Here is an 18,388-nt window from a genome sequence, read left to right as displayed (position 1 = left end):
CACGGGCCTCCCGTCCGACACGTCCCACGTCCACGGTCGCGGTCGCGGTCGCGACGCACTGACTGGCCCCGTTCCGTCGCGCGCGCGCCCGGTCGGGTCAGAGCACGGGCGCGGACGACGCGAACACGCGCTCGTCGAGTGCCGCGGCGACGCGGTCGGCCGCCGCCGCCAGGCGTTCCCCGACGTCCCCCGCCACGGCGAGCGCGGACTCCTCGGGGATCGCGTCGAGCAGCGCGCGGACCTCGTCGAACGCGGCGACCTCGTCCGCGACGCAGGACGGGGCGACGTCGGCCAGGCACTCGGCCGCACGGTGCACCGTGAAGCGCAACGACCGCGGGCTGTGCGCGTCGAGGAGCAGGAAGGCTGCGGCGTCGGACGGCACCGGCGCGTGGTCACGGCCGCGCAGGAACGCCTCGCCCGCGCCGCACGCCCGGAGCGCCGCCGTCCACGAGGTGACCGAGTCCGGTTCGAGCAACCGGGACGCCAGGAGCCGTGCCGTGGAGGCGCAGCGGGTCAGCGACCGACCGAGGGTGAAGAACTCCCACACCTCGTCCCGGCTGGCATCCCCCTCGACGACCCCGATGGCCAGGGCACTGCGCTCCCGCACCCAGCCCAGGAACTCGTGCGCGCGGTCGGGGGCGATCTTCCGGGGCATCCGCGACCGCGTGACGTCGAGGCAGTCCCAGAGCTCGCTCGAGACGACCTCGCGGGCACGGCGTGCGTGGTCGCGGGCGACGGCGACCGCGGCGGCGATGGACGCGGGTTCGTGCCGGTCGAGTGCCAGGGCGTCGACGGTGGCGGCGCGGTCCGGGTCGTTCGCCGGGCCCGTGGTGCCGATGATGCTGCGGAGCTCGGTGGACACGAGCCGGTCGTCGTCCAGGGTGCCTGGTTCCCGGCGGGCGACGTAGACGTCGAGCAACCGTGCGACGACGTCGGTGCGCTCCACCGCGCTCCCCACGTGGAAGACGTTCCCCGCGAGGCGGCTCAGCACGGCTGCTCCTGCATGTCGAGAACCTAACGAGCCGGCGTTGCCGGGGTGTTACGGAACCGCGTCACGGGTGTTGCAGGTGTCCCCTCTCCGCGCTCGCTAGACAATCTAACTAGAGCGTCTAGCATTGGTGCATGACGTCCGAGGTGATGACCAGCACCGCGGGGTACTGGTACGAGGGCTCCGCGGTCTCCGCCGTGGACGTCCTCAACGCCCTGCGGCGGTACCGGACGGCCGAGAGCGCAGCGCAGCGCCGTGCGCGTGAAGCACTCGGGATCGGCGAGAACGCGCTGCTGGCGATCCGGTTCCTGATCGACGCCGAGCACGACGGCCGCACCGTCAACGCGAAGGACCTCGCCGAACGGCTCGAGATCACCGCGGCGTCGACGTCAGCGCTCGTCGACCGGCTCGTCCGCAGCGGTCACGTCGAACGGCACGCCGACCCGAACGACCGCCGTGGCGTGATCCTCACCGCCACCGGCACCTCGATGCGGCACGCGCTGCGCGTCATCGAGGAGCTCGACGCCCGCGCGCTCGAGGTCACCGAGCACCTGCCGAGCAACGAGATGGCCGTCGTCGTGGACTTCCTGGACGAGATGGTCCGGGTCGTGGACGAACTCGACGTCACGCCCGACCACTCCCGTCGCGCGTAACCTGGCCCGCATGGACCCTCGTGGCGAGCACCACCCCGAGGACGACATGCCGTTCGCCGAGCTCGACTCGCGCGCCCGTGCCGACGCCGCACTCCGGCGGATCCAGGCCGGCTCCGATCCGGCACGCGAAGCCTTCGACCTCGCCAACACCATGAACGACGAGGCCGTGGGGCGGCTCACGAAACGTCTGCGGCAGTTGTTCCGGCGGGGTTGATCCGACGGGGTTGATCCGGCGGGGTTGATCCTCGCCGGCTGACCGATCGGTCGTTCCACCTGCGCGCGTCTGTGCCTCAGAACGCGGTGCCGACCGCGGCGATGTCGTCACCCCCGTGCCCGGCCGCACTGGCGTCGGCGTACACGCGCCCGAGCGCCTCGAGCAGCGTCGTCGACACCCCTGCGGTCCGGGCGGCTTCGGTGATGAGTCCGATGTCCTTCCGCAGCCCGTCGAGAGCGAACTGCGCGGGGAACTCCCGAGCGATCATCGCGGCGCCCTTGGTGTGGGCGTAGGCGGAGTCGCTCGCGCTGCCCTCGATGGCCTGCAGGAAGAGCGCAGGGTCGAGGCCCAGGGCAGCCGCCAGGGCCAGGGACTGCCCGGTCGCCGCGGTGATCGAGGCGATCCAGGCGTTCGCGGCGAGCTTGAGTGCGGTGCCGTCGCCGACGTGGTCGCCAGCGCGGACGGTCTTCGCGCCGATCGCGTCGAGCACGGGGTCGACACGGTCGAGCAGGTCCGCCGGGCCGGCCGCGAGCATCGTCAGCTTGCCCTGCTCGGCGGGGGCCTTCGTGCCGAGCATCATCGCCTCGACCAGGGTGATGCCGTACTTCTCCCCCAGCTGCACGACCGTCGCGGTGCCGTCGACCCCGATCGTCGAGGCCTGCACCCACACGGCGTCGGTCGGGGCCTCACCGGCGGCCTGCTCGAGGACGTCGACGACGGCATCGGTGTCGAACAGGGTGAGCAGGACGACCTCGGCGTGCTCGACGGCACTGCCCGGGTCGGTCGCCACCGTCGCGCCGTGGGAACCGAGGGGTGCGGCCTTGTCGGCGCTCCGGTTCCAGACCGTGACCTCGTGGCCCTCGCGCAGCAGCGATCCCGCCACGCCGGCACCCATCGCACCCGTCCCCAACACCGTCACTCGCACGCGCGTCTCCGTCCTGGCGCGACACCGTGCCGCGACCGTCCCGACGCTACGCCCGACGCCGTCAGAGGAGCCCGCGAGCCTGCAGCCAGGCGGCGGGGTCGATGGGGATGCCGGCCACGATGACCTCGAAGTGCAGGTGGGCGCCGGTCGAGACACCCGTGTTGCCGACGGCCCCGAGGCGGTCCCCCGCGCCGAGGACCTGGCCGGGTCGGACGTCGATCGCCGACAGGTGCCCGTACCGGGTCGCCGTGCCGTCGGCGTGCTGCAGGAGGACCTGGTTGCCGTAGCCGCCGAGGGCCCCCGCGGAGACGACCCGGCCGGGCAGTGCGGCGACGACCGGGGTACCGATGGGCGCGGCGAAGTCGACACCCTGGTGGTTCGACGAGCAGGCCGCGCAACCGGCGACCCAGCGGGGGCCGAAGCCGCCCGCGTCCGGGACCGAACCGATCGTGGGACGGACGGCACCGCCGGTGGGGTCCGGTCCACCCGGCACCCGGAGCGCCGCGGCAGCACGGCCGACCGAGAAGTCGTCGCGGTCGGCCGCCGGACCAGCGGTGCCGTCGGCGACGAAGTGCTGCATGCCGACCACCGCCGACGTCGCTGCCGACGGGGCCGGAGCGGCGACGACGATCTGCGGCGAGCCGACCGCCACGAACAAGCACGTGACGGCGGTCACCGCCCCGGCGGGCAGGGTCCGTCGGGCGCGGACTCGGATGGACACGAGGCTGCGAAGACGACGGGCAGGAGCAGCGGTCGGGGCGGGCTGGGTGTCCTGGGTTCTTCGGGTGTTCTGGGTTCTTCGGGTGGAAGCCGGGGTGACGGGAGGGGACACCGCCACCCCGGCGGCTCGGAGGGTGCCCCGGTGGGCACCGTGTCGTGCACGGCGCCGTGGGGACACCGTCGGTCGGGCTGCGGCGCGACGCTCGGCACCGCGGGGACGACCCGGCAGGCCGTCGTCGAGGGTCGTCATCGCGCGGGGGCCGACCCGGTCAGACGCGGACGACGCCGTCGCGGGCGATGCGGTCCAGCTCGCACACGACGGCGTCGACGACCGCACGGGTGATCGCGTCGGCGACGGTCTCGACCAGGACGAGGTGCTCAGGGCGGATCGTGACCTCGGTCACCAGGGCCGACGCCACCCGCACCGGGATCTCGTCGATCGCGGCGACGAGTGCCGCCGGGACCAGGGTGGAGCCACCCGGACGGACGGGCGCGGACATCGGCGAGGTCGGCACCGGGGTCACGACGGCGCGCGCCGGTACAGGAGTGGTGGACGGGACGTCGGCCTGATCGCGACGCTGGGCGATGGAGTCGAAGAGCGGGGTGGAGGACATGCTGCGGACGGTCCGATCTGATCTCGTGGCTGGTCGTTCTCGGGCGACCGGCGATGGGGACGTGCCGAGCGGCACGTCCCCATTCAACCATCGATATTTCAGATGTGCAATAGTGACCGGACAGTCGAAGCGCTCAGTCGGGATCGACGGCGGCCGCGGTCGGGTCGTCGGGCTGGAGTGCTCGTCGGACCCGCTCGACGATCGTCGCGGGCGGGTTGTTGTAGGCGTTCGCCGGTTCCTGGCCACTGAGCTCCTGGATCGCCGCCATCACCGCATCGGTCGCATGACGCCGGGCACGACCGGACGATGCCTCGCCGAAGGACGACAGGTCGATCGGTCGGCCGAACTCGATCGTCACCCGGGCGAGCTTCGGCAACCGTGACCCGACCGGCTGCACGTCCTCGGTGCCACGAAGCGCGACGGGCACCACCGGGGCACCGCTCGTCAACGCCAGCCACGCGACCCCCGTGCGGCCCTTGTAGATCCGGCCGTCGAGCGACCGCGTGCCCTCGGGGTAGATCGCGAACGCCTCGCCCTCCTGCAGCCGTGCGAGGCCGAGGTCGAGGGCCTGCTGGGCCGCTGCACCCGCACCGCGCTCCACCCCGATCGCGCCGATGCCACCGAAGAACGCCCGGGACACCGCTCCCCTGAGGCCGGTCCCCATGAAGTACTCCTGCTTCGCCAGGAACGACACCTTGCGCGGCGCCATCAACGTGATCGCCGGCGAATCGATGAAGGAGCGGTGGTTGCTCGCCAGGATCACCGCGCCGCGCTTCGGGACGTTCCGACGACCGATGATCTTCGGGCGCCACAGCATCCGGGCGAGCGGGGTCACGACCGCACGGCTGAGCACGGTGGCGAACTTCGTCGAACCGGACACCGGACCTCCTCGTGGTGACGAGCTACCGAGTGTAATGAGGCGCACGGCTGGCACATGCCCGGAACGGCATGCAGTGGCGGAAGGGGCTCAGTCGGCCGCGACGACGACGTCGAGGACCGCGCGCCCGTACCGTTCGAGCTTCGCCGCACCGACCCCGGAGATCTCGCCGAGCTGATCGATGTCGGCCGGACGAACGGCGGAGATGCCCCGGAGCGTCGCGTCGTTGAACACCACGTACGCGGGGACGCCCTGCTCGCGTGCCTGGGCTGCACGCCAGGCACGCAGGGCCTCGAACAGGCCGACGGCTTCCTGCGGCATGTCGGTGACGACCGTCCGTCGGCTGCTGCGGCCGGCCCGCGGAGCCTTGACCGGGTCGCGACGCATGCGCACCTGCACCTTGCCGGTCAGGACGTCGGCGCTGGTGGGGCTGAGGACGACCGTGCCGAAGCCGTCGCCCGACACCGCGGCGTAGCCCTGGGCCAGCACCTGCCGTGCGACGGCACGCCACTCGCCCTCGGACAGGTCGGCACCGATGCCGAAGGTCGCCAGCGTGTCGTGTTGGAGTTCCTGCACGCGGGGCGACCGCTTGCCGATCAGGATGTCGACGAGGTGCGAGACGCCGTACCGCTGGCGGCGCTCACGCTCGAGCCGCACCACGGTGGACAGCAGCTTCTGCGCGGGGACGGTGCCGTCCCACGACTCCGGCGGCGCGATGCACGTGTCGCAGTTGCCGCACGCCGTGCTCTCCTGCCCGAAGTACGCGAGCAGCCGCACCCGGCGGCACTCGATCGTCTCGCACAGGCTGAGCATGGCGTCGAGGTGGGCGCTGAGCTGCCGGCGGTGTGCGGCGTCGCCCTCGGACTGGTCGATCATCCGCCGCTGCTGCACGACGTCGTTCAGGCCGTACGCGAGCCACGCGGTGGCCGGCAGCCCGTCACGACCCGCACGGCCGGTCTCCTGGTAGTAGCCCTCAACCGACTTCGGCAGGTCGAGGTGCGCCACGAACCGGACGTCGGGCTTGTCGATGCCCATGCCGAACGCGATCGTCGCCACCATGACGACGCCGTCCTCGCGCAGGAACGTCGACTGGTTGCGGGCGCGCACCCGGGCGTCGAGGCCCGCGTGGTACGGCAGGGCGTTGATCCCCTGCTCGGCCAGGGCGGTCGCGGTGCGCTCCACCGAGTTGCGGGACAGGCAGTACACGATGCCGGCGTCGCCGCTGTGCTCGGTGCGGATGAAGGTGAGCAGCTGCTGCAGCGCGCCGGTCTTCGGTTCGATGCGGTACTGGATGTTCGGCCGGTCGAAGTCGGCGACGAAGTGCGCCGCGTCGTCGAGGCCGAGCCGTGCGGAGATCTCGCGGTGGGTCTGCGGCGTCGCGGTGGCGGTCAGGGCGATGCGCGGCACCGTCGGCCACCGCTCGTGCAGGACGCTCAGCTCGAGGTAGTCCGGGCGGAAGTCGTGCCCCCACTGGGCGACGCAGTGTGCTTCGTCGATGGCGAACAGCGACACGCGCGCGCGGTCGAGGAGCGCTCGGGTGGACTCGAGCCGGAGCCGCTCGGGGGCCAGGTAGAGCATGTCGACCTCGCCCTGCACCACGGCACGCTCGACCCGGGACCGTTCGTCGGGGCCCTGCGTGGAGTTGAGGAACGCGGCCCGGACGCCGTTCGCCGCCAGGGCGTCGACCTGGTCCTGCATCAGGGCGATCAGCGGCGACACCACGACCCCGACGCCGTCGCGGACGAGCGAGGGCACCTGGTAGCAGAGGGACTTGCCGCCACCGGTCGGCATGAGCACGAGGGCGTCGCCACCGGTCACCACCTGGTCGATGATGGCGGCCTGCTCGCCGCGGAAGTCGTCGTAGCCCCACACGCGGTGCAGCACGTCGAGCGCAGCGGCACGGGGTGCGGAACCGGCAGCGGGAGCAGGCACGGCAGCGGGCGCGGGCGTGGTGCTCATGCCACGAGCCTACGGGCGACCGGCGACACCCACCGCACTGTCCACAGCACCGTCCGTGCCGGACTCGCCACGGTGGTCGGAACCGGCCACGTCGTCGGAGCGGGCCGGCGTGGTCGCCCAGCCCGTGCCTCCAGGCCGGGTCCAGCGGACGCCGCCCGCCCAGGCCGGGGCCACACCGCGGAACCGCGGCGCCTGCCGCCCGGCGAACCGGCGGTCCAGTCCACGCCACCACGCCAGGAACTCGACCATGGCCCAGAACGCGAGCGACGTGACGAGCGTGGTGAGCGTGCCCTGCCAGGTGCCGTTCGCGTCTGACGAGGTCAGGTCGATCCCCGACCAGCCCGGCGCCTGCAGCACGAAGATCATGATGTTGTTGCAGGCGTGCTGCAGGACCGTGGCCTCGAGCCCGCCGGTCCGGAGGACGATGATCGCCGCGATCAGGCCGAACGAGCCGACGTCGAGGATGCCCCAGACGTTGTAGCCGTTCGGGATGTGCAGCAGCGCGAACACGACCGTCGAGACCGCCACGGCGATGACCGTGCCGACACGACGCGGGATCCATGACGCGATCGTCTGCATGAGGAAGCCGCGGAAGATGTACTCCTCGGCGGCGCCCTGGAACGGGACGAGCAGGACGACGAGCACGATCGTCAGGGTGAGGGTGCCGAGCGAGACCGTCGACTGCCCGATGGCGTCGTGGTTCCAGGCGAAGCCGCCGTCGGTCGTGATCATCCCGCCGTCCCAGAACAGACCGGTCTGGACGACGAACATGACCGCGGCGATGACGAGCGTCGGCAGCAGGCACCATGCCGTCCAGGCCCACCGGACCCGGAACCGGGTCGACGACAGGATGCCGGCCGGTCCGATCCGCGCGATCTTCACCGCGAGCAGGATGCCCGGCAGCAGGACCACGAGCGAGACGAGCGACAGGGACAGGATCAGCGGGTCAGTGGGGTCGAGCGCACCACCAGCCAGGTCATCCTGCAGGTCGATCAGGGCCTGCGGCCCCTGCGTCGCGCCGATCGGGACGAAGTACGCGACCGCGATGACGATCTGCGACACGACGTACCACCCCACCAGGAACGCGAGGGCGACGAGTGGCCGCCACCACCTCCACCGTCCGTCGATCCGGGGCAGGCGCTGGTAGGGAACACTCACGTCCCGCAGGCTACCGGGCCAGGCAGGATGGGAACCGTGCTCACTGTCCTGTTCGGCCTGTCCGGCGCGGTCGTCTACGGGTTCGCCGACTTCCTGGGCGGACTCGCCTCGCGCCGGGTCCGCCCGGTCGTCGTCACGGCGGTGGCCGCCGCGATCGGGATCCTCCCGCTGCTCGTCGGGCTGGTCGTCGTCGGAGGCGTGTTCTCGTGGCCGGCCGTGATCTGGGGTGCGGTCGCGGGGCTCTCCGGCGGCGTCGGCGTGCTCCTGCTGTACGCGGCACTCGCGATCGGGCCGATGAGCGTGCTCTCCCCCGTCACCGCCGTCTTCGCGGCCGTCGTGCCGGTGCTCGTCGCGGTGCTGCACGGCACGGTGCTGTCGCCCGTGGCCACCGGCGCGCTCGTGGTCGCGGTCGTCGCGGTGGTCCTGGTCGCGGTGGTCCGGGACGCCTCGGGCGCGCGGCTGACCGCCCGGGGCGTGGTCGCCGCCGCCTTCGCAGGGTGCGGCTTCGGCGGGATCGTGCTGGCCTACGACATGACGCCGTCCGACTCGGGCGTCGCACCCCTCGTGGTCGCGCGGGTGCTGCAGGCGGTGCTGCTGGGTGCGGCGGCGCTCGTCGTCGTGCTCCGGACGGTCGTCGTGCCGCCGCCGGGAGGCCCTGTGCCCGCTCCGACGTCGGCCCGCCCCGACGGGGCTGCCGCGGCCCCCGGGCGTCGGCCGGGTCGCGCATGGGGTCCACGGCTGCTCGTCACCGTGGCCGCCTGCGGCGTCTTCGACGCGATGGCGAACGTGTTCATCCAAGCCGGGCTGCACAGCAGCGACGACCCGGCGACCCTGCCCGTCGTGAGCGTGCTGAACGCGCTCTACCCGATCGGCACGGTGGTGCTGGCCGGGGTCGTACTGCGGGAGCGGTTGACCGCGCAGCAGTGGATCGGCATCGTGCTGGCGTTCGTCGCGTCGGTGGCGCTGGCGCTGGCGTAGCGCGCGGGTCGCGGCGGGGCCGGGCGGGCCGGGCACGGTGCCGAGTCGTTCGAACCGTGCGAGGTTGACCGCCCGGTGCGGACTTGCAGCACCGCACCGAGCCGCCAACGCCGCACCGGACGAGCGAACCCGCACGGTGCGACGGGCGGGAGCGGTCAGACGTCGGGGATCAGGCGCTTGCCGAGCGAGACCGTCCGGTCGTCCGTGTAGCCGAGGGACGCGTAGAACCCGAGCACCTGCTCGTTGCCGGCACGCACCTGCAGGTTCAGCTTCGGGCAGCCGAGGTCGGTCAGGAGCCGCTCGAACTCGGCCATCAGGGTGCGACCGAGGCCGGAGCCCTGCAGGTCCGGGCGCACGGCGAGGTAGTTCACCCAGCCGCGGTGCCCGTCGAAGCCGGCCATGCCCGCAGCGACGACACCGGCGTCGGTGCGGGGCTCGGGCTCGGGCTCGGGCTCGGCGACCAGGAAGAGCTCGGGCTGGACGGTCAGCTTGCGGGCGATGTCGCGGCGTGGGTCGTTCCAGGGTCGGACGAGCCCGCACGATTCCCACAGGGCGACGACCGCGTCGGTGTCCTCGGTGCGGAAGGGGCGGATCCGGTACTCCATGGGCCCCACGTTAACGGGGGTGGGGAGAAGGTCGTCACCGACCTGTCGCCGTGATCTGATAGACCTGTCCGACCACCCAGCCGATCAGGAGCCCCGTGACCGCAAACGACACCCTCCCGACGCGCCGCAGCGCACGGGACGACGCAGCCGGTTCGCGGTCCCGGCGATCCCCCCGCAGACGGCAGACGGTGGGCGGCGCGATCGTGTCGCTCATCGCCGAGTTGCTCATCATCGCGGGCGCCGGAACCGGCCTGTACGTCGTGTGGACGGCCTGGTGGACCGACGTGGTCGCCGTGAACGAGCAGACGAAGCTCGTGCAGGGCCTCGACCAGGTCAAGACCCCCAAGGTCGAGGGCACCGAGCACCGCGGCACCGCTCCCGTGCTCGCCGAACCCCCGGCGTTGTCGGACGTGTTCGGGACGATGCAGATCCCCCGGTTCGGCAAGGACTACAACCGGCCGATCGGCGAGGGCACCGATCGTGAGAAGGTCCTCAACACCATCGGACTCGGGCACTACCAGGACACCGCGATGCCCGGCGCTCCCGGCAACTTCGCCGTCGCCGGACACCGTGTCACCTACGGCAAGCCCCTGAACCAGATCGCGGAGCTCAAGAAGGGCGACTCGGTCGTGGTCCGGGTCACCGACGCGAAGAAGAAGTTCGACGTCTGGTACGTCTACAAGGTCACCGACAGCCAGATCGTCACGCCCGACAAGATCGAGACGATCGCGCCGGTGCCGAACAAGCCGGGTGTGGAACCGACCGCCCAGGACCGCTGGCTCACGCTGACCGCCTGCCACCCGATGTGGTCCGCGGCCGAACGGTTCGTGACGCACGCGAAGCTCGACTACTGGATGCCCGCTTCCGAGGGCACCCCGAAGGAACTCTCGGAGACCGTCAAGTGATCTTCCCCCTGGTCTGGCGGCTGCTGCCCGGCCCCACCGCCCTGAAGGTGCTCGAGCTGCTCGTGCTCCTCGTCGCCATCGTCTTCGTGCTGTTCCAGTGGGTGTTCCCCTGGATCGCGGCCGACATCCTGCCGCCGCCGGACGGCACGGTGGAGTCGACGCCGACGCCGACCCCGTAGACCGCGTCGGACCAGACGGGACCCGGCCCCGGGCCGCGATCTGTCAGACGGTGGTCGTCACCCTCGACCCACCGGTCGGGGTGCGTCGCACGGCGATCCGCTCGGGGATCCGCTGCTTGAGCTCCTCGACGTGGCTGACGATCCCGACCTGTCGCCCGCCGGCCGTCAACCGGGACAACTGCCCGATGACGTCGTCGAGGGTCTCCGGGTCGAGCGTGCCGAACCCCTCGTCGACGAACAGGGTGCCGAGCGAGACCCCGCCGGCCTCGGCCTGCACGACGTCGGCGAGCCCGAGCGCCAGGCACAGTGACACGGTGAACGTCTCGCCGCCGGACAGGCTGCGGGGATCACGGACGGTGTCGGTCGTGTGGTCGTGCACGGCGAGGGCGAGCCCCGTCCGTCGCGCGCGGGACCCGGACTCCCGCTCGTCGGAGGTCTCGAGCGTGAAGCGTCCGGCGAGCATGCCGCGCAACCGGTCGTTCGCCGCGGCCACGACGTCCTCGAAACGACGCATGAGCACGTAGGTGCCGAGCGTGATGCCGGTCGGGTTCACCGATGCCACACCGTTGGCGACGTCGGCGAGCCGGACGACCGCGCGGCTGCGGGCCGAGGTCTCCTGTCGTGCCCGGACGGTCCGGTCGACCTCGGACGCACACTGCTCGACGGCCTCGGCACGGTGGGCCGCGGTGACCGCGAGCCGGGTGGCCTCGTCGAGGTCGGCCGTCACCCGGACCCGCTCGGCCTGCGCCGCCTGCAGGTCGAGCTGCTCCGGGTCGTCGTCGGCGGCCGCGACCACCGCGGGGTCCTCGAGCCCCGCGCGGACGACGGCGCGTTCGGCGTCGGCGGCACTGATGCTGCTGCGGAAGCGTGCCACGGTGTCGGGGTCGAGCCGGCCCGCTCGTGCTGCAGCGACGTCGGGGAACTCCTGCTCGTCCAGGACCCGGGCGACCTCGGTGTTCCGCTCGTCACGGGCACGGGCAGCAGCCGCTGCGCGGTCGTCGGCATCGGCGAGGGCGCGGAGCACCGTCAGCCGAGCGTCGAGCTCGTCGACGACGCGGAGCAAGCCCGACGAGCCAGCGCTGTCACCGTCACCGTCACCGTCACCGTCACCGTCACCGTCGAGCAGTGCACCGAGCCGCTCGATCGCTTCCTGCACCGCTCGCAGGTCGGCCTCGAGCCGCTCGGCGTCCGACGCCGTGGTCGATGCGAGCACGGTGCGCCGGGCGTCGAGGTCGTTCCGCTCACGCTCGAGCGCCCGGGTCGCGGAGTCGTGCGCCGTCCGCTCGCGCTCGTGCTCGAGCACGAGTGCCGCTGCGTCGTGCGCCGCACGGACCCGCTCGTCGGCGGCGACCGACATGGCGTCGAGGGCGACGGTGTCGACGGCGCCGACCACCTCGGTCAGCCGCAGGTGCTCCGCACGCTCGACCGCCAGCTCGGCTGCGGCGTCGGCGAGCTGCTGGTCGGCCAGCCGTGTGGCGTCGCCCGCGGACTCCACCGCGCCGATGGTCGGGTGGTCGTCCTGCGGCGCGGCCACCGACGGGTGCGCGGTCGATCCGCAGACCGGACACGGGTCACCGGGGGTGAGTGCGGCGCCGAGCTCACCGGCGAGCCCCGCGATCCGGCGCTCGCGCAGGGTGCGTTCAGCGTCGAGCGCATCGGTCGCGCGGCGTCGGGCACCGGCCACGACCCGCTCGGCCTGGGCCACGCGGTGCTCGGCGCGGTCGCGGGCGGCCAGGTCGGCGCGGAGCGACTGCACGCGAGCGACCTCGTGCGCCGCGGCGTCCGCGTCGGCAGCGGTCGTCGACGCGGACCGGGCGGCCTCGACGATCCGTGCGCGTTCCGCCGGCCGGGCTTCGAGCGCGGTGTCGAGGGCGGCGAGGTCGTCGGTGAGCCGTGCTGCGGTCGCGGTGGCATCGGCGATCGCGGTGCGCCGGGCGTCCGCCTCGGCCTCGACCGCGACGAGGTGCCGGACGCCGGACAGCGCGTCGGTCAGCGTGTCGCGGCGCCGGACGACCTGCTCAGCGTCGACGGTGTCGAGCTCGTGCTCGTCACGCAGGCGGGAGGCTGCCGCTGCGGTGTCGTCGGCACGCGCGATCGCGGCGTCGAGACCGTCGGCCACCGCCGCGACCCGGGCGGCGCGCTCCGCCGTCGCCACCGCGGTCCGTGCACGTTGGATCGCGGGAGCGTCGTCGTCCAGGAGCGCCTGTCGCCGCAGCAGTGCCGATCGGCGCTCGAGGGCGGCCGCACGCGCCGTCACCGACCGTTCGTGCTCGGTCGCCGCCGTCGCGGCGGCAGCGACAGCCGTCCGTGCTGCCCCGGCTGCGTCGGCCGTGGCACGCAGGGACACAACCGTGCCGGGGACGACGGTCTCGTCGGCGTCGTCGAGACCGGCCGCCTGGGCGAACCGGGCCAGGGCGTCGCGGACACGGTCGTCGGCCCCGTCGACCTCGGCCTGCACGGCCCGGCGGCGGGCGGCGAGTTCGTCGGCGGTGCGGTCGTAGACCTGGGTGCCGAACAGTGACTGCAGGAGCTTCCGGCGGTCTTCCCCCGGGGATCGGAGGAACCGGGCGAACTCGCCCTGCGGCAGCACCACGGTCTGCAGGAACTGCGCGCGGTCGAGCCCGACGATCCGGGCGATCTCGACCGCGGCCTCGGGGATGCGGGACGACATCGGTTCACCGACGACGTCGTCCGGCGCTGCGAGCCGGAACAGCTGCACGGACGCCTGCTGCTTCACCGTGCCGGTCCCCCGCTGCTTCGGACGGTCGTACTGCGGCGTGCGTCGCACCCGGTAGGTGCCGGCGCCGGTCTCGAACACGAGCTCGACGAACGGCTCGACCGCGGGGTCGGCGTGCTGGCTGTGCAGCCGGTCGGAGCTGGCGTCGGACCCGGCGAGGCCGCCGTACAGGGCGAACACGACCGCGTCGATGATCGTCGACTTGCCGGAGCCGGTCGGCCCTTCGAGCAGGAACACACCGGAGGCGGCGAGCGCCGCGAAGTCGATGGTCACGAGGTCGGGGTACGGGCCGATGGCGCGGAGTTCGAGTCGGTGCAGGTACATCAGCGGTCCCCCTCGCGCTGCAGGGCGAGCGCCGCGGCCTCGTACGCCTCGGTCAGCACGGCCCGCTCGTCGTCGTCGGGTGCCCCGCCGGTGGCGAAGGCCACGAAGTCGCCGGCGACCTCGACCGGGTCGGACGTCGCGGTGACGGCCCGTGCGGCGGTGGCGGCCGGTCGGTCCGCGGGTTCGTGGGTGATCGCCAGGGCGTGCGGGAAGTGGTCCTTCACCCGGGCGTACATGCGCTCGGGGTGCACGGTGTCGGTCACCGCGACGCGGACCCAGGCGTCGGCGTCGGCCCGGAACGCCCCGGACTCGATGGCGTCGATGCTGCCCCGGACGTCGACCAGTCGCCGCGGGACCGGCGTCGGGACGAGTTCGACGGTGACGGCACCGGCCGCGTCGAGCTCGGCGATGGTCACGGACTTCCGCTGGTGCCGCTCGCCGAACGAGAACGCCAGCGGCGACCCGGCGTACCGGATCCGGCCGTCGTCGCCGACGCGCTGCGGGCCGTGCAGGTGCCCGAGGGCGACGTAGTCGAAGCCGTCGAACACGGACTCGGCCACGCGGTCGACCCCGCCGACGCGGATGTCCTGCTCGCTGTCGCTCGGGTCGGCGCCCCCGACGAACGCGTGGGCGACGACCACGCTGCGGGTGCCGGCACGGGTCGCGAGGTCGGTACGGATCCGTTCGGTGGCGGCGTGGACGACGGCGTGGTGCGAGCGGGCGAGGGGTTCGTCGGGGACCGCGGCCAGGGCGTACCGGGTGAGGTCGGGGTGCAGGTACGGGATGCCGTACACGGCCACCGGGCCGTCGTCGTCGGGCACGAGCACGGGGTCGGCCACGTGCGCGGGCTCGGCGAGGATGCGCACGCGCTGCCCCATCACCCCGGCGCCGAAGCCGAGCCGAGCAGCGGAGTCGTGGTTGCCCGGGGTGAGCACCACCGTGGTGGTCTCGGCGAGCCGCTCGAGCACGCGCGAGAGCATGCGGACGGCGTCGACGGGCGGGATCGCACGGTCGTAGACGTCACCGGCGATGACGACGAGGTCGACGGCGCGCTCGCGGGCGAGGTCGACGAGCCAGTCGGTGAACGCGGCCTGGTGCTCGAGCAGGTCCGCACCCAGCAGTGTGCGGCCGAGGTGCCAGTCGCCGGTGTGCAGGATGCGCATGCGGCCACGGTAACGCCGTCCGGGGACATCCAGGGGCACCCCGCGGTGCCCTGTGGACGGCTCAGGTGGTCACACAGCTCGCGGATGCCATGCCCAGGACCGCGACGACCTTCACCTTGACGGTCGGCGTGCTCGTCGCCGTCCAGTTGTTGCCGAGGTTCGTGCGGAGGTTGAGCGTGTACGTCGTGCCGAGGTTCAGGAGTCCGGCGCCCCCGTAGACCATCGAACGGGCCCCGGCGAGCGTCGTGCTGGCCACCTGCGTCGTGCCGTTCATCAGGTCGAACGACACCGGCACGGTCGCACCGTTGTCGTAGGTCCAGGCGATCGTCACCGTGTTCGACCCGGCCGGCACGCAGGTCAGGGTGGGGACACCGGTCGCCGTGCCCGCCGTGAAGTTCGCGGTCGGTGCGACGGTGGTCCGCGACCACGGGGCCGCGTCCGCCGTCCCGGGCAGCAGCACGCCGGCCGCCGCGGCGAGCACGAGCACCGCTGCGCCCCCGCCGAGGCGGCGCAGCCGCCGCCTGCGACGGACCCGTCGACGCAGGGCGCGACGGGTGAGGACGGTGGACGCGGCGGACGGGAGGCCCGTGGCGGCGCCGTCGGGCGCCTCCAGGCCGCCGTCGGTACCGTCTGCCGACCCGGTCGCGCCGTCCGGACCGGCCGCGTCGTCGCGGCCGTCGGCCGCGTCGTCGGCGTCGGCGTCGTCTGCGTCGACGAGCCGCCGGAGCGACCCGTCGATGGTGCAGAGCGCGAGCACCGCGGTCAGGCCGAGTGCGAGCATCGCGACCAGGCCCCACTCGCCGGCGCTGATCCACCGGATCGGTGCGCCGATGAACGGGATGCGCAGGAAGGCGATGCCGTGCACCGCGGAGCGCTCGATCGGCGTCGAGTCCTGCTGCGGGTTGGCGTCACCCTTCGTGACCATGGTGCCGCGGGAGCCGTCCTGCACGTACCGGTGCATGCGCATGTGGTCCGCCTGGTCCGGGTCGTCGGCGAGCAGGACCTTGCCCATGGCGATCTCGCCCGAGCCGACCGGCCGTGAGACGACCACGTCACCGGGGACGATCCGCGGCTCCATCGAGCCGGTCATCACGGTGGTGGGCTGCCAGCCGATGAGCGCCGGCGCAGCCGCCCAGAGCGCGAGGCCGAGCAGCGTCGCGACGACGCCGCGGGCAAGGGAGGCGACGACGACGCGCCCCCACTCGACGGCGTCACGGACCGCTGCGTGCGGTGCGGGACCACCGTGCACTGCGATGCTGCTCATGACTGCCTTCGACCGGGGGCGCGTTGCGGGGAGGGAACGGACGGGGCGGGTTCGGCCCCGGCCCCGACTCAGCTGTTCTGGGCCTCCCAGGTGAAGCCGAGGGCTGCGGTGCCGCCCTGCACGGTGTTCGGCGCGGTGCTCGAGACCGTGTAGGTGACGCGGTAGACGCGCGTCTCGGACGCGGTGCCGGTCGGGGTCCAGCTGCCGACGCCGGTCGCGTAGTTGGTCGAGGCGGCGCCGAAGCCCGCGACGGTGCCGCTGTAGAGCGAGCTGCCGGTGGCGGCCGGGGTGAAGCCGGAGCAGGAGCCGAAGCCACCGCCGGTGCCCTGCTCGACGGTCAGGTTGACGTTCGCCGCCAGGTCCTTCGTGGTCGTGACGTTCGTGCCGTACAGCTTCACGGCCGAGGGCAGCGAACCGGTCGAGGTCACCGTGATGCAGTTCGCACCGGTCGAGCCGGGCTTCAGGTTGCTCGCCGTGAACAGCGCGGTGTTGTTGTCGTCGTCGGACAGGGCGACACTGCCCGCCGTCCAGTTGTTCGTCGGGTTGACGGTGGTCGAGGAGAAGGCCGCGTACGAGGCCGTCGAGACGACGACCCCCGAGGCGACGAGCGCGGCGGGGATGGCGATCCAGGCGGCGAGGCGGGCAGCACGAGGCGTGACACGAGACATGGTTGGACTCCGTGAGGATGAGGTCTGATCGGTGGTTCGGACGGGCCCGCGGTGGTTGGTCGCGCTACGTGCCGAGGTGGTACGACGATCAAGCTACTTCGCCGTCGAGCAGCTCTCAATACCCGGGATGCCCCCATTGATGGGGGTATCTTGACGAGTGAGTTACTTGTTGACTGAAGTTCCACCCCTGCACCCGAGAAGAGCCCCCATGACGGACACCGACCAGGTCGTCCTCCCCCAGCGCGCACCCGCCGTCCCCGCGGCCAGGATCGCGCCGCGCACGCCCCCGGCACCGGTGTCGCCCGACGTCACCGCGGCCGACCCGGCAGGCACCGACGCCGACCTCCCACGACTGCTCACCGCGTTCCGCGTGCTCCAGATGCAGCACGCGCGCGTCCTGCACCACGAGAGCACGAGCCGCGGACTGAACGCCACGGACACCCGCTTCGTGTTCTTCCTCAACGCAGCGGGCGGCCACGGCGTGACCCCGAAGCAGGCCGGCGAGTACCTCGAGCTCACCACCGGGGCGATGACGTCGCTCATCGACCGGCTCGAGAAGCACGGGCACCTCGAGCGCCGCCCGAACCCGGAGGACCGCCGGAGCGTGCTCCTGCACCTCACGCCGTCGGGCACCGCGGTCGCCCGCGAGGTCGGCGCCGTCTACTCGCAGGCGTTCCAGCAGGTCGTCGCACCGTCCGACCGCGCCGTCGTCGCCGCTGCCTTCGAGGGGTTCGCCGCGGCCCTGGAACGCCACCACCGGTCGTCCACCGAGTGAGCGCGGGTGTCACGGCCCGCGCGTAGCGTGAGCGCCATGACCCCCTCCGAACTCCTCACCGAAGCGTTCTCCCGCATCCCCGAGACCGTCGAGCGGGCCGTCGACGGGCTCTCCGAAGACCAGCTCGCAGCACGACCGGCAGCCGGGGCGAACACCCTGGCCTGGCTCGTGTGGCACATCGCCCGCGGCCAGGACGCGCAGATCGCCGACCTCGCCGCCTCCGAGCAGGTCTGGACGGCGGACGGCTGGTACGACCGGTTCGGCCTGCCGTTCCCGGCCGAGGCGCTCGGGTACGGCATGTCCCGCGACGACGTCGGCCGGGTGCGAGCCTCTGCCGCATTGCTCACCGGGTACCTGCGAGCGGTGCACGAGCGCACCGTCGCGTACCTCGGCACGCTCGGCCCGGACGACCTCGACCCGGTCGTCGACGACGCGTGGGACCCGCCCGTGACGGCCGGCGCTCGGCTCGTGAGCATCCTCGACGACTGCACGCAGCACGCCGGCCAGGCCGGCTTCGTGCGCGGGCTGCTGTTCTTCAACCGCTGAGCGCGCGGGGCGCGCGCCGTGCGCGGTCGCGCGCATCCAGTGCTCGGTCGCGCGCATCCAGTGCGCAGAAGACGACGAGTCTGCCGCGGCGACCCGACGTCCTGTGCTCGCTCGACGACGGACTGGAGGCCCGTCA

19 protein-coding genes are annotated in these 18,388 nt (G+C 72.8%); 7 read left to right on the top strand and 12 right to left on the bottom strand.

The features are described from left to right. Positions 1 to 97 precede the first annotated feature (97 nt). On the bottom strand, positions 98 to 991 hold the full coding sequence (locus tag BIU95_RS09480; RefSeq protein ID WP_071251536.1) for an alpha-E domain-containing protein: 894 nt from the start codon (positions 989 to 991) through the stop codon (positions 98 to 100). Between the two features lie 131 nt (positions 992 to 1,122). On the opposite strand from BIU95_RS09480, the gene BIU95_RS09475 reads away from it, so the two are divergent. Both BIU95_RS09475 and BIU95_RS09470 read left to right on the top strand, forming a co-directional pair. Beyond that, positions 1,123 to 1,641: a MarR family winged helix-turn-helix transcriptional regulator gene (locus tag BIU95_RS09475; RefSeq protein WP_071251535.1), complete on the top strand. Its 519-nt coding sequence runs from the start codon at positions 1,123 to 1,125 to the stop codon at positions 1,639 to 1,641. A 10-nt stretch (positions 1,642 to 1,651) separates the two neighbouring features. After that, a complete protein-coding gene (locus BIU95_RS09470; RefSeq protein WP_017886198.1) occupies positions 1,652 to 1,855 on the top strand; it encodes a hypothetical protein in 204 nt (67 codons plus the stop codon). Between the two features lie 76 nt (positions 1,856 to 1,931). Here BIU95_RS09470 and BIU95_RS09465 read toward each other — a convergent pair whose 3' ends face one another. From BIU95_RS09465 to BIU95_RS09440, 6 genes are all read right to left on the bottom strand, one after another. Next, complete coding sequence (locus BIU95_RS09465; protein WP_071251565.1) at positions 1,932 to 2,768, bottom strand: NAD(P)-dependent oxidoreductase; 837 nt, start codon at positions 2,766 to 2,768, stop codon at positions 1,932 to 1,934. Positions 2,769 to 2,841: 73 nt separating this feature from the next. After that, positions 2,842 to 3,501, bottom strand: coding sequence for a M23 family metallopeptidase (locus tag BIU95_RS18220; protein WP_217639437.1), 660 nt, complete (start codon positions 3,499 to 3,501; stop codon positions 2,842 to 2,844). Positions 3,502 to 3,769: 268 nt separating this feature from the next. Continuing rightward, complete coding sequence (locus tag BIU95_RS09455) at positions 3,770 to 4,114, bottom strand: hypothetical protein (RefSeq protein ID WP_071251533.1); 345 nt, start codon at positions 4,112 to 4,114, stop codon at positions 3,770 to 3,772. A 133-nt stretch (positions 4,115 to 4,247) separates the two neighbouring features. After that, positions 4,248 to 4,994 carry a 1-acyl-sn-glycerol-3-phosphate acyltransferase gene (locus BIU95_RS09450; RefSeq protein ID WP_071251532.1) on the bottom strand — a complete coding sequence of 249 codons (747 nt, stop codon included), beginning with the start codon at positions 4,992 to 4,994 and terminating at the stop codon, positions 4,248 to 4,250. Positions 4,995 to 5,081: 87 nt separating this feature from the next. After that, positions 5,082 to 6,950: a DNA helicase RecQ gene (recQ, locus tag BIU95_RS09445; RefSeq protein WP_071251531.1), complete on the bottom strand. Its 1,869-nt coding sequence runs from the start codon at positions 6,948 to 6,950 to the stop codon at positions 5,082 to 5,084. A 9-nt stretch (positions 6,951 to 6,959) separates the two neighbouring features. Further along, entirely contained in the window at positions 6,960 to 8,108 is a 1,149-nt protein-coding gene (locus BIU95_RS09440; protein ID WP_139179722.1) for a CPBP family intramembrane glutamic endopeptidase, read from the bottom strand. A 36-nt stretch (positions 8,109 to 8,144) separates the two neighbouring features. On the opposite strand from BIU95_RS09440, the gene BIU95_RS09435 reads away from it, so the two are divergent. After that, positions 8,145 to 9,086 carry an EamA family transporter gene (locus BIU95_RS09435; protein WP_139179721.1) on the top strand — a complete coding sequence of 314 codons (942 nt, stop codon included), beginning with the start codon at positions 8,145 to 8,147 and terminating at the stop codon, positions 9,084 to 9,086. A 155-nt stretch (positions 9,087 to 9,241) separates the two neighbouring features. On the opposite strand, the gene BIU95_RS09430 is transcribed toward BIU95_RS09435, so the two are convergent. Then, positions 9,242 to 9,691 (bottom strand): GNAT family acetyltransferase, encoded by a 450-nt coding sequence (locus BIU95_RS09430; RefSeq protein ID WP_071251528.1) that lies wholly within the window; start codon positions 9,689 to 9,691, stop codon positions 9,242 to 9,244. A 95-nt stretch (positions 9,692 to 9,786) separates the two neighbouring features. On the opposite strand from BIU95_RS09430, the gene BIU95_RS09425 reads away from it, so the two are divergent. Both BIU95_RS09425 and BIU95_RS09420 read left to right on the top strand, forming a co-directional pair. Then, entirely contained in the window at positions 9,787 to 10,596 is an 810-nt protein-coding gene (locus BIU95_RS09425; RefSeq protein ID WP_254783330.1) for a class E sortase, read from the top strand. Then, complete coding sequence (locus tag BIU95_RS09420) at positions 10,593 to 10,775, top strand: hypothetical protein (RefSeq protein ID WP_017886209.1); 183 nt, start codon at positions 10,593 to 10,595, stop codon at positions 10,773 to 10,775. The genes BIU95_RS09425 and BIU95_RS09420 overlap by 4 nt, the downstream gene beginning before the upstream one ends. 43 nt (positions 10,776 to 10,818) lie before the next feature. Here BIU95_RS09420 and BIU95_RS09415 read toward each other — a convergent pair whose 3' ends face one another. From BIU95_RS09415 to BIU95_RS09400, 4 genes are all read right to left on the bottom strand, one after another. After that, positions 10,819 to 13,836 carry an AAA family ATPase gene (locus BIU95_RS09415; protein WP_071251527.1) on the bottom strand — a complete coding sequence of 1,006 codons (3,018 nt, stop codon included), beginning with the start codon at positions 13,834 to 13,836 and terminating at the stop codon, positions 10,819 to 10,821. Continuing rightward, positions 13,836 to 14,999: an exonuclease SbcCD subunit D gene (locus tag BIU95_RS09410; protein WP_071251526.1), complete on the bottom strand. Its 1,164-nt coding sequence runs from the start codon at positions 14,997 to 14,999 to the stop codon at positions 13,836 to 13,838. Before BIU95_RS09410 ends, BIU95_RS09415 begins: the two co-directional genes overlap by 1 nt. 61 nt (positions 15,000 to 15,060) lie before the next feature. Continuing rightward, positions 15,061 to 16,263, bottom strand: a complete 1,203-nt coding sequence (locus BIU95_RS09405; protein WP_071251525.1) for a S24/S26 family peptidase — start codon at positions 16,261 to 16,263, stop codon at positions 15,061 to 15,063. Positions 16,264 to 16,331: 68 nt separating this feature from the next. Continuing rightward, positions 16,332 to 16,931: a hypothetical protein gene (locus BIU95_RS09400; RefSeq protein WP_017886212.1), complete on the bottom strand. Its 600-nt coding sequence runs from the start codon at positions 16,929 to 16,931 to the stop codon at positions 16,332 to 16,334. Between the two features lie 208 nt (positions 16,932 to 17,139). Here BIU95_RS09400 and BIU95_RS18635 point away from each other — a divergent pair, with 208 nt between their 5' ends. Together BIU95_RS18635 and BIU95_RS09390 are read left to right on the top strand one after the other, a co-directional pair. Then, complete coding sequence (locus BIU95_RS18635) at positions 17,140 to 17,706, top strand: MarR family winged helix-turn-helix transcriptional regulator (protein ID WP_017886213.1); 567 nt, start codon at positions 17,140 to 17,142, stop codon at positions 17,704 to 17,706. Positions 17,707 to 17,742: 36 nt separating this feature from the next. Beyond that, complete coding sequence (locus BIU95_RS09390; protein WP_071251564.1) at positions 17,743 to 18,252, top strand: DUF664 domain-containing protein; 510 nt, start codon at positions 17,743 to 17,745, stop codon at positions 18,250 to 18,252. Positions 18,253 to 18,388 lie beyond the last annotated feature (136 nt).

Origin of the sequence: Curtobacterium sp. MCBA15_007, assembly GCF_001864905.1 — a bacterium.
GTDB classification, from domain to species: domain Bacteria; phylum Actinomycetota; class Actinomycetes; order Actinomycetales; family Microbacteriaceae; genus Curtobacterium; species Curtobacterium poinsettiae.
Note: the sequence above shows the minus strand (reverse complement) of the source record. Positions and strands in the feature narration are given on the sequence as shown.

Coding starts and splice junctions, on each gene's coding strand:
- BIU95_RS09475 (WP_071251535.1), top strand. CDS start 1,123: ATGACGTCCGAGGTGATGACCAGCACCGCGGGGTACTGGTACGAGGGC.
- BIU95_RS09470 (WP_017886198.1), top strand. CDS start 1,652: ATGGACCCTCGTGGCGAGCACCACCCCGAGGACGACATGCCGTTCGCC.
- BIU95_RS09455 (WP_071251533.1), bottom strand. CDS start 4,114: ATGTCCTCCACCCCGCTCTTCGACTCCATCGCCCAGCGTCGCGATCAG.
- recQ (WP_071251531.1), bottom strand. CDS start 6,950: ATGAGCACCACGCCCGCGCCCGCTGCCGTGCCTGCTCCCGCTGCCGGT.
- BIU95_RS09430 (WP_071251528.1), bottom strand. CDS start 9,691: ATGGAGTACCGGATCCGCCCCTTCCGCACCGAGGACACCGACGCGGTC.
- BIU95_RS09415 (WP_071251527.1), bottom strand. CDS start 13,836: ATGTACCTGCACCGACTCGAACTCCGCGCCATCGGCCCGTACCCCGAC.
- BIU95_RS09410 (WP_071251526.1), bottom strand. CDS start 14,999: ATGCGCATCCTGCACACCGGCGACTGGCACCTCGGCCGCACACTGCTG.
- BIU95_RS09405 (WP_071251525.1), bottom strand. CDS start 16,263: ATGAGCAGCATCGCAGTGCACGGTGGTCCCGCACCGCACGCAGCGGTC.
- BIU95_RS09400 (WP_017886212.1), bottom strand. CDS start 16,931: ATGTCTCGTGTCACGCCTCGTGCTGCCCGCCTCGCCGCCTGGATCGCC.
- BIU95_RS18635 (WP_017886213.1), top strand. CDS start 17,140: ATGACGGACACCGACCAGGTCGTCCTCCCCCAGCGCGCACCCGCCGTC.
- BIU95_RS09390 (WP_071251564.1), top strand. CDS start 17,743: ATGACCCCCTCCGAACTCCTCACCGAAGCGTTCTCCCGCATCCCCGAG.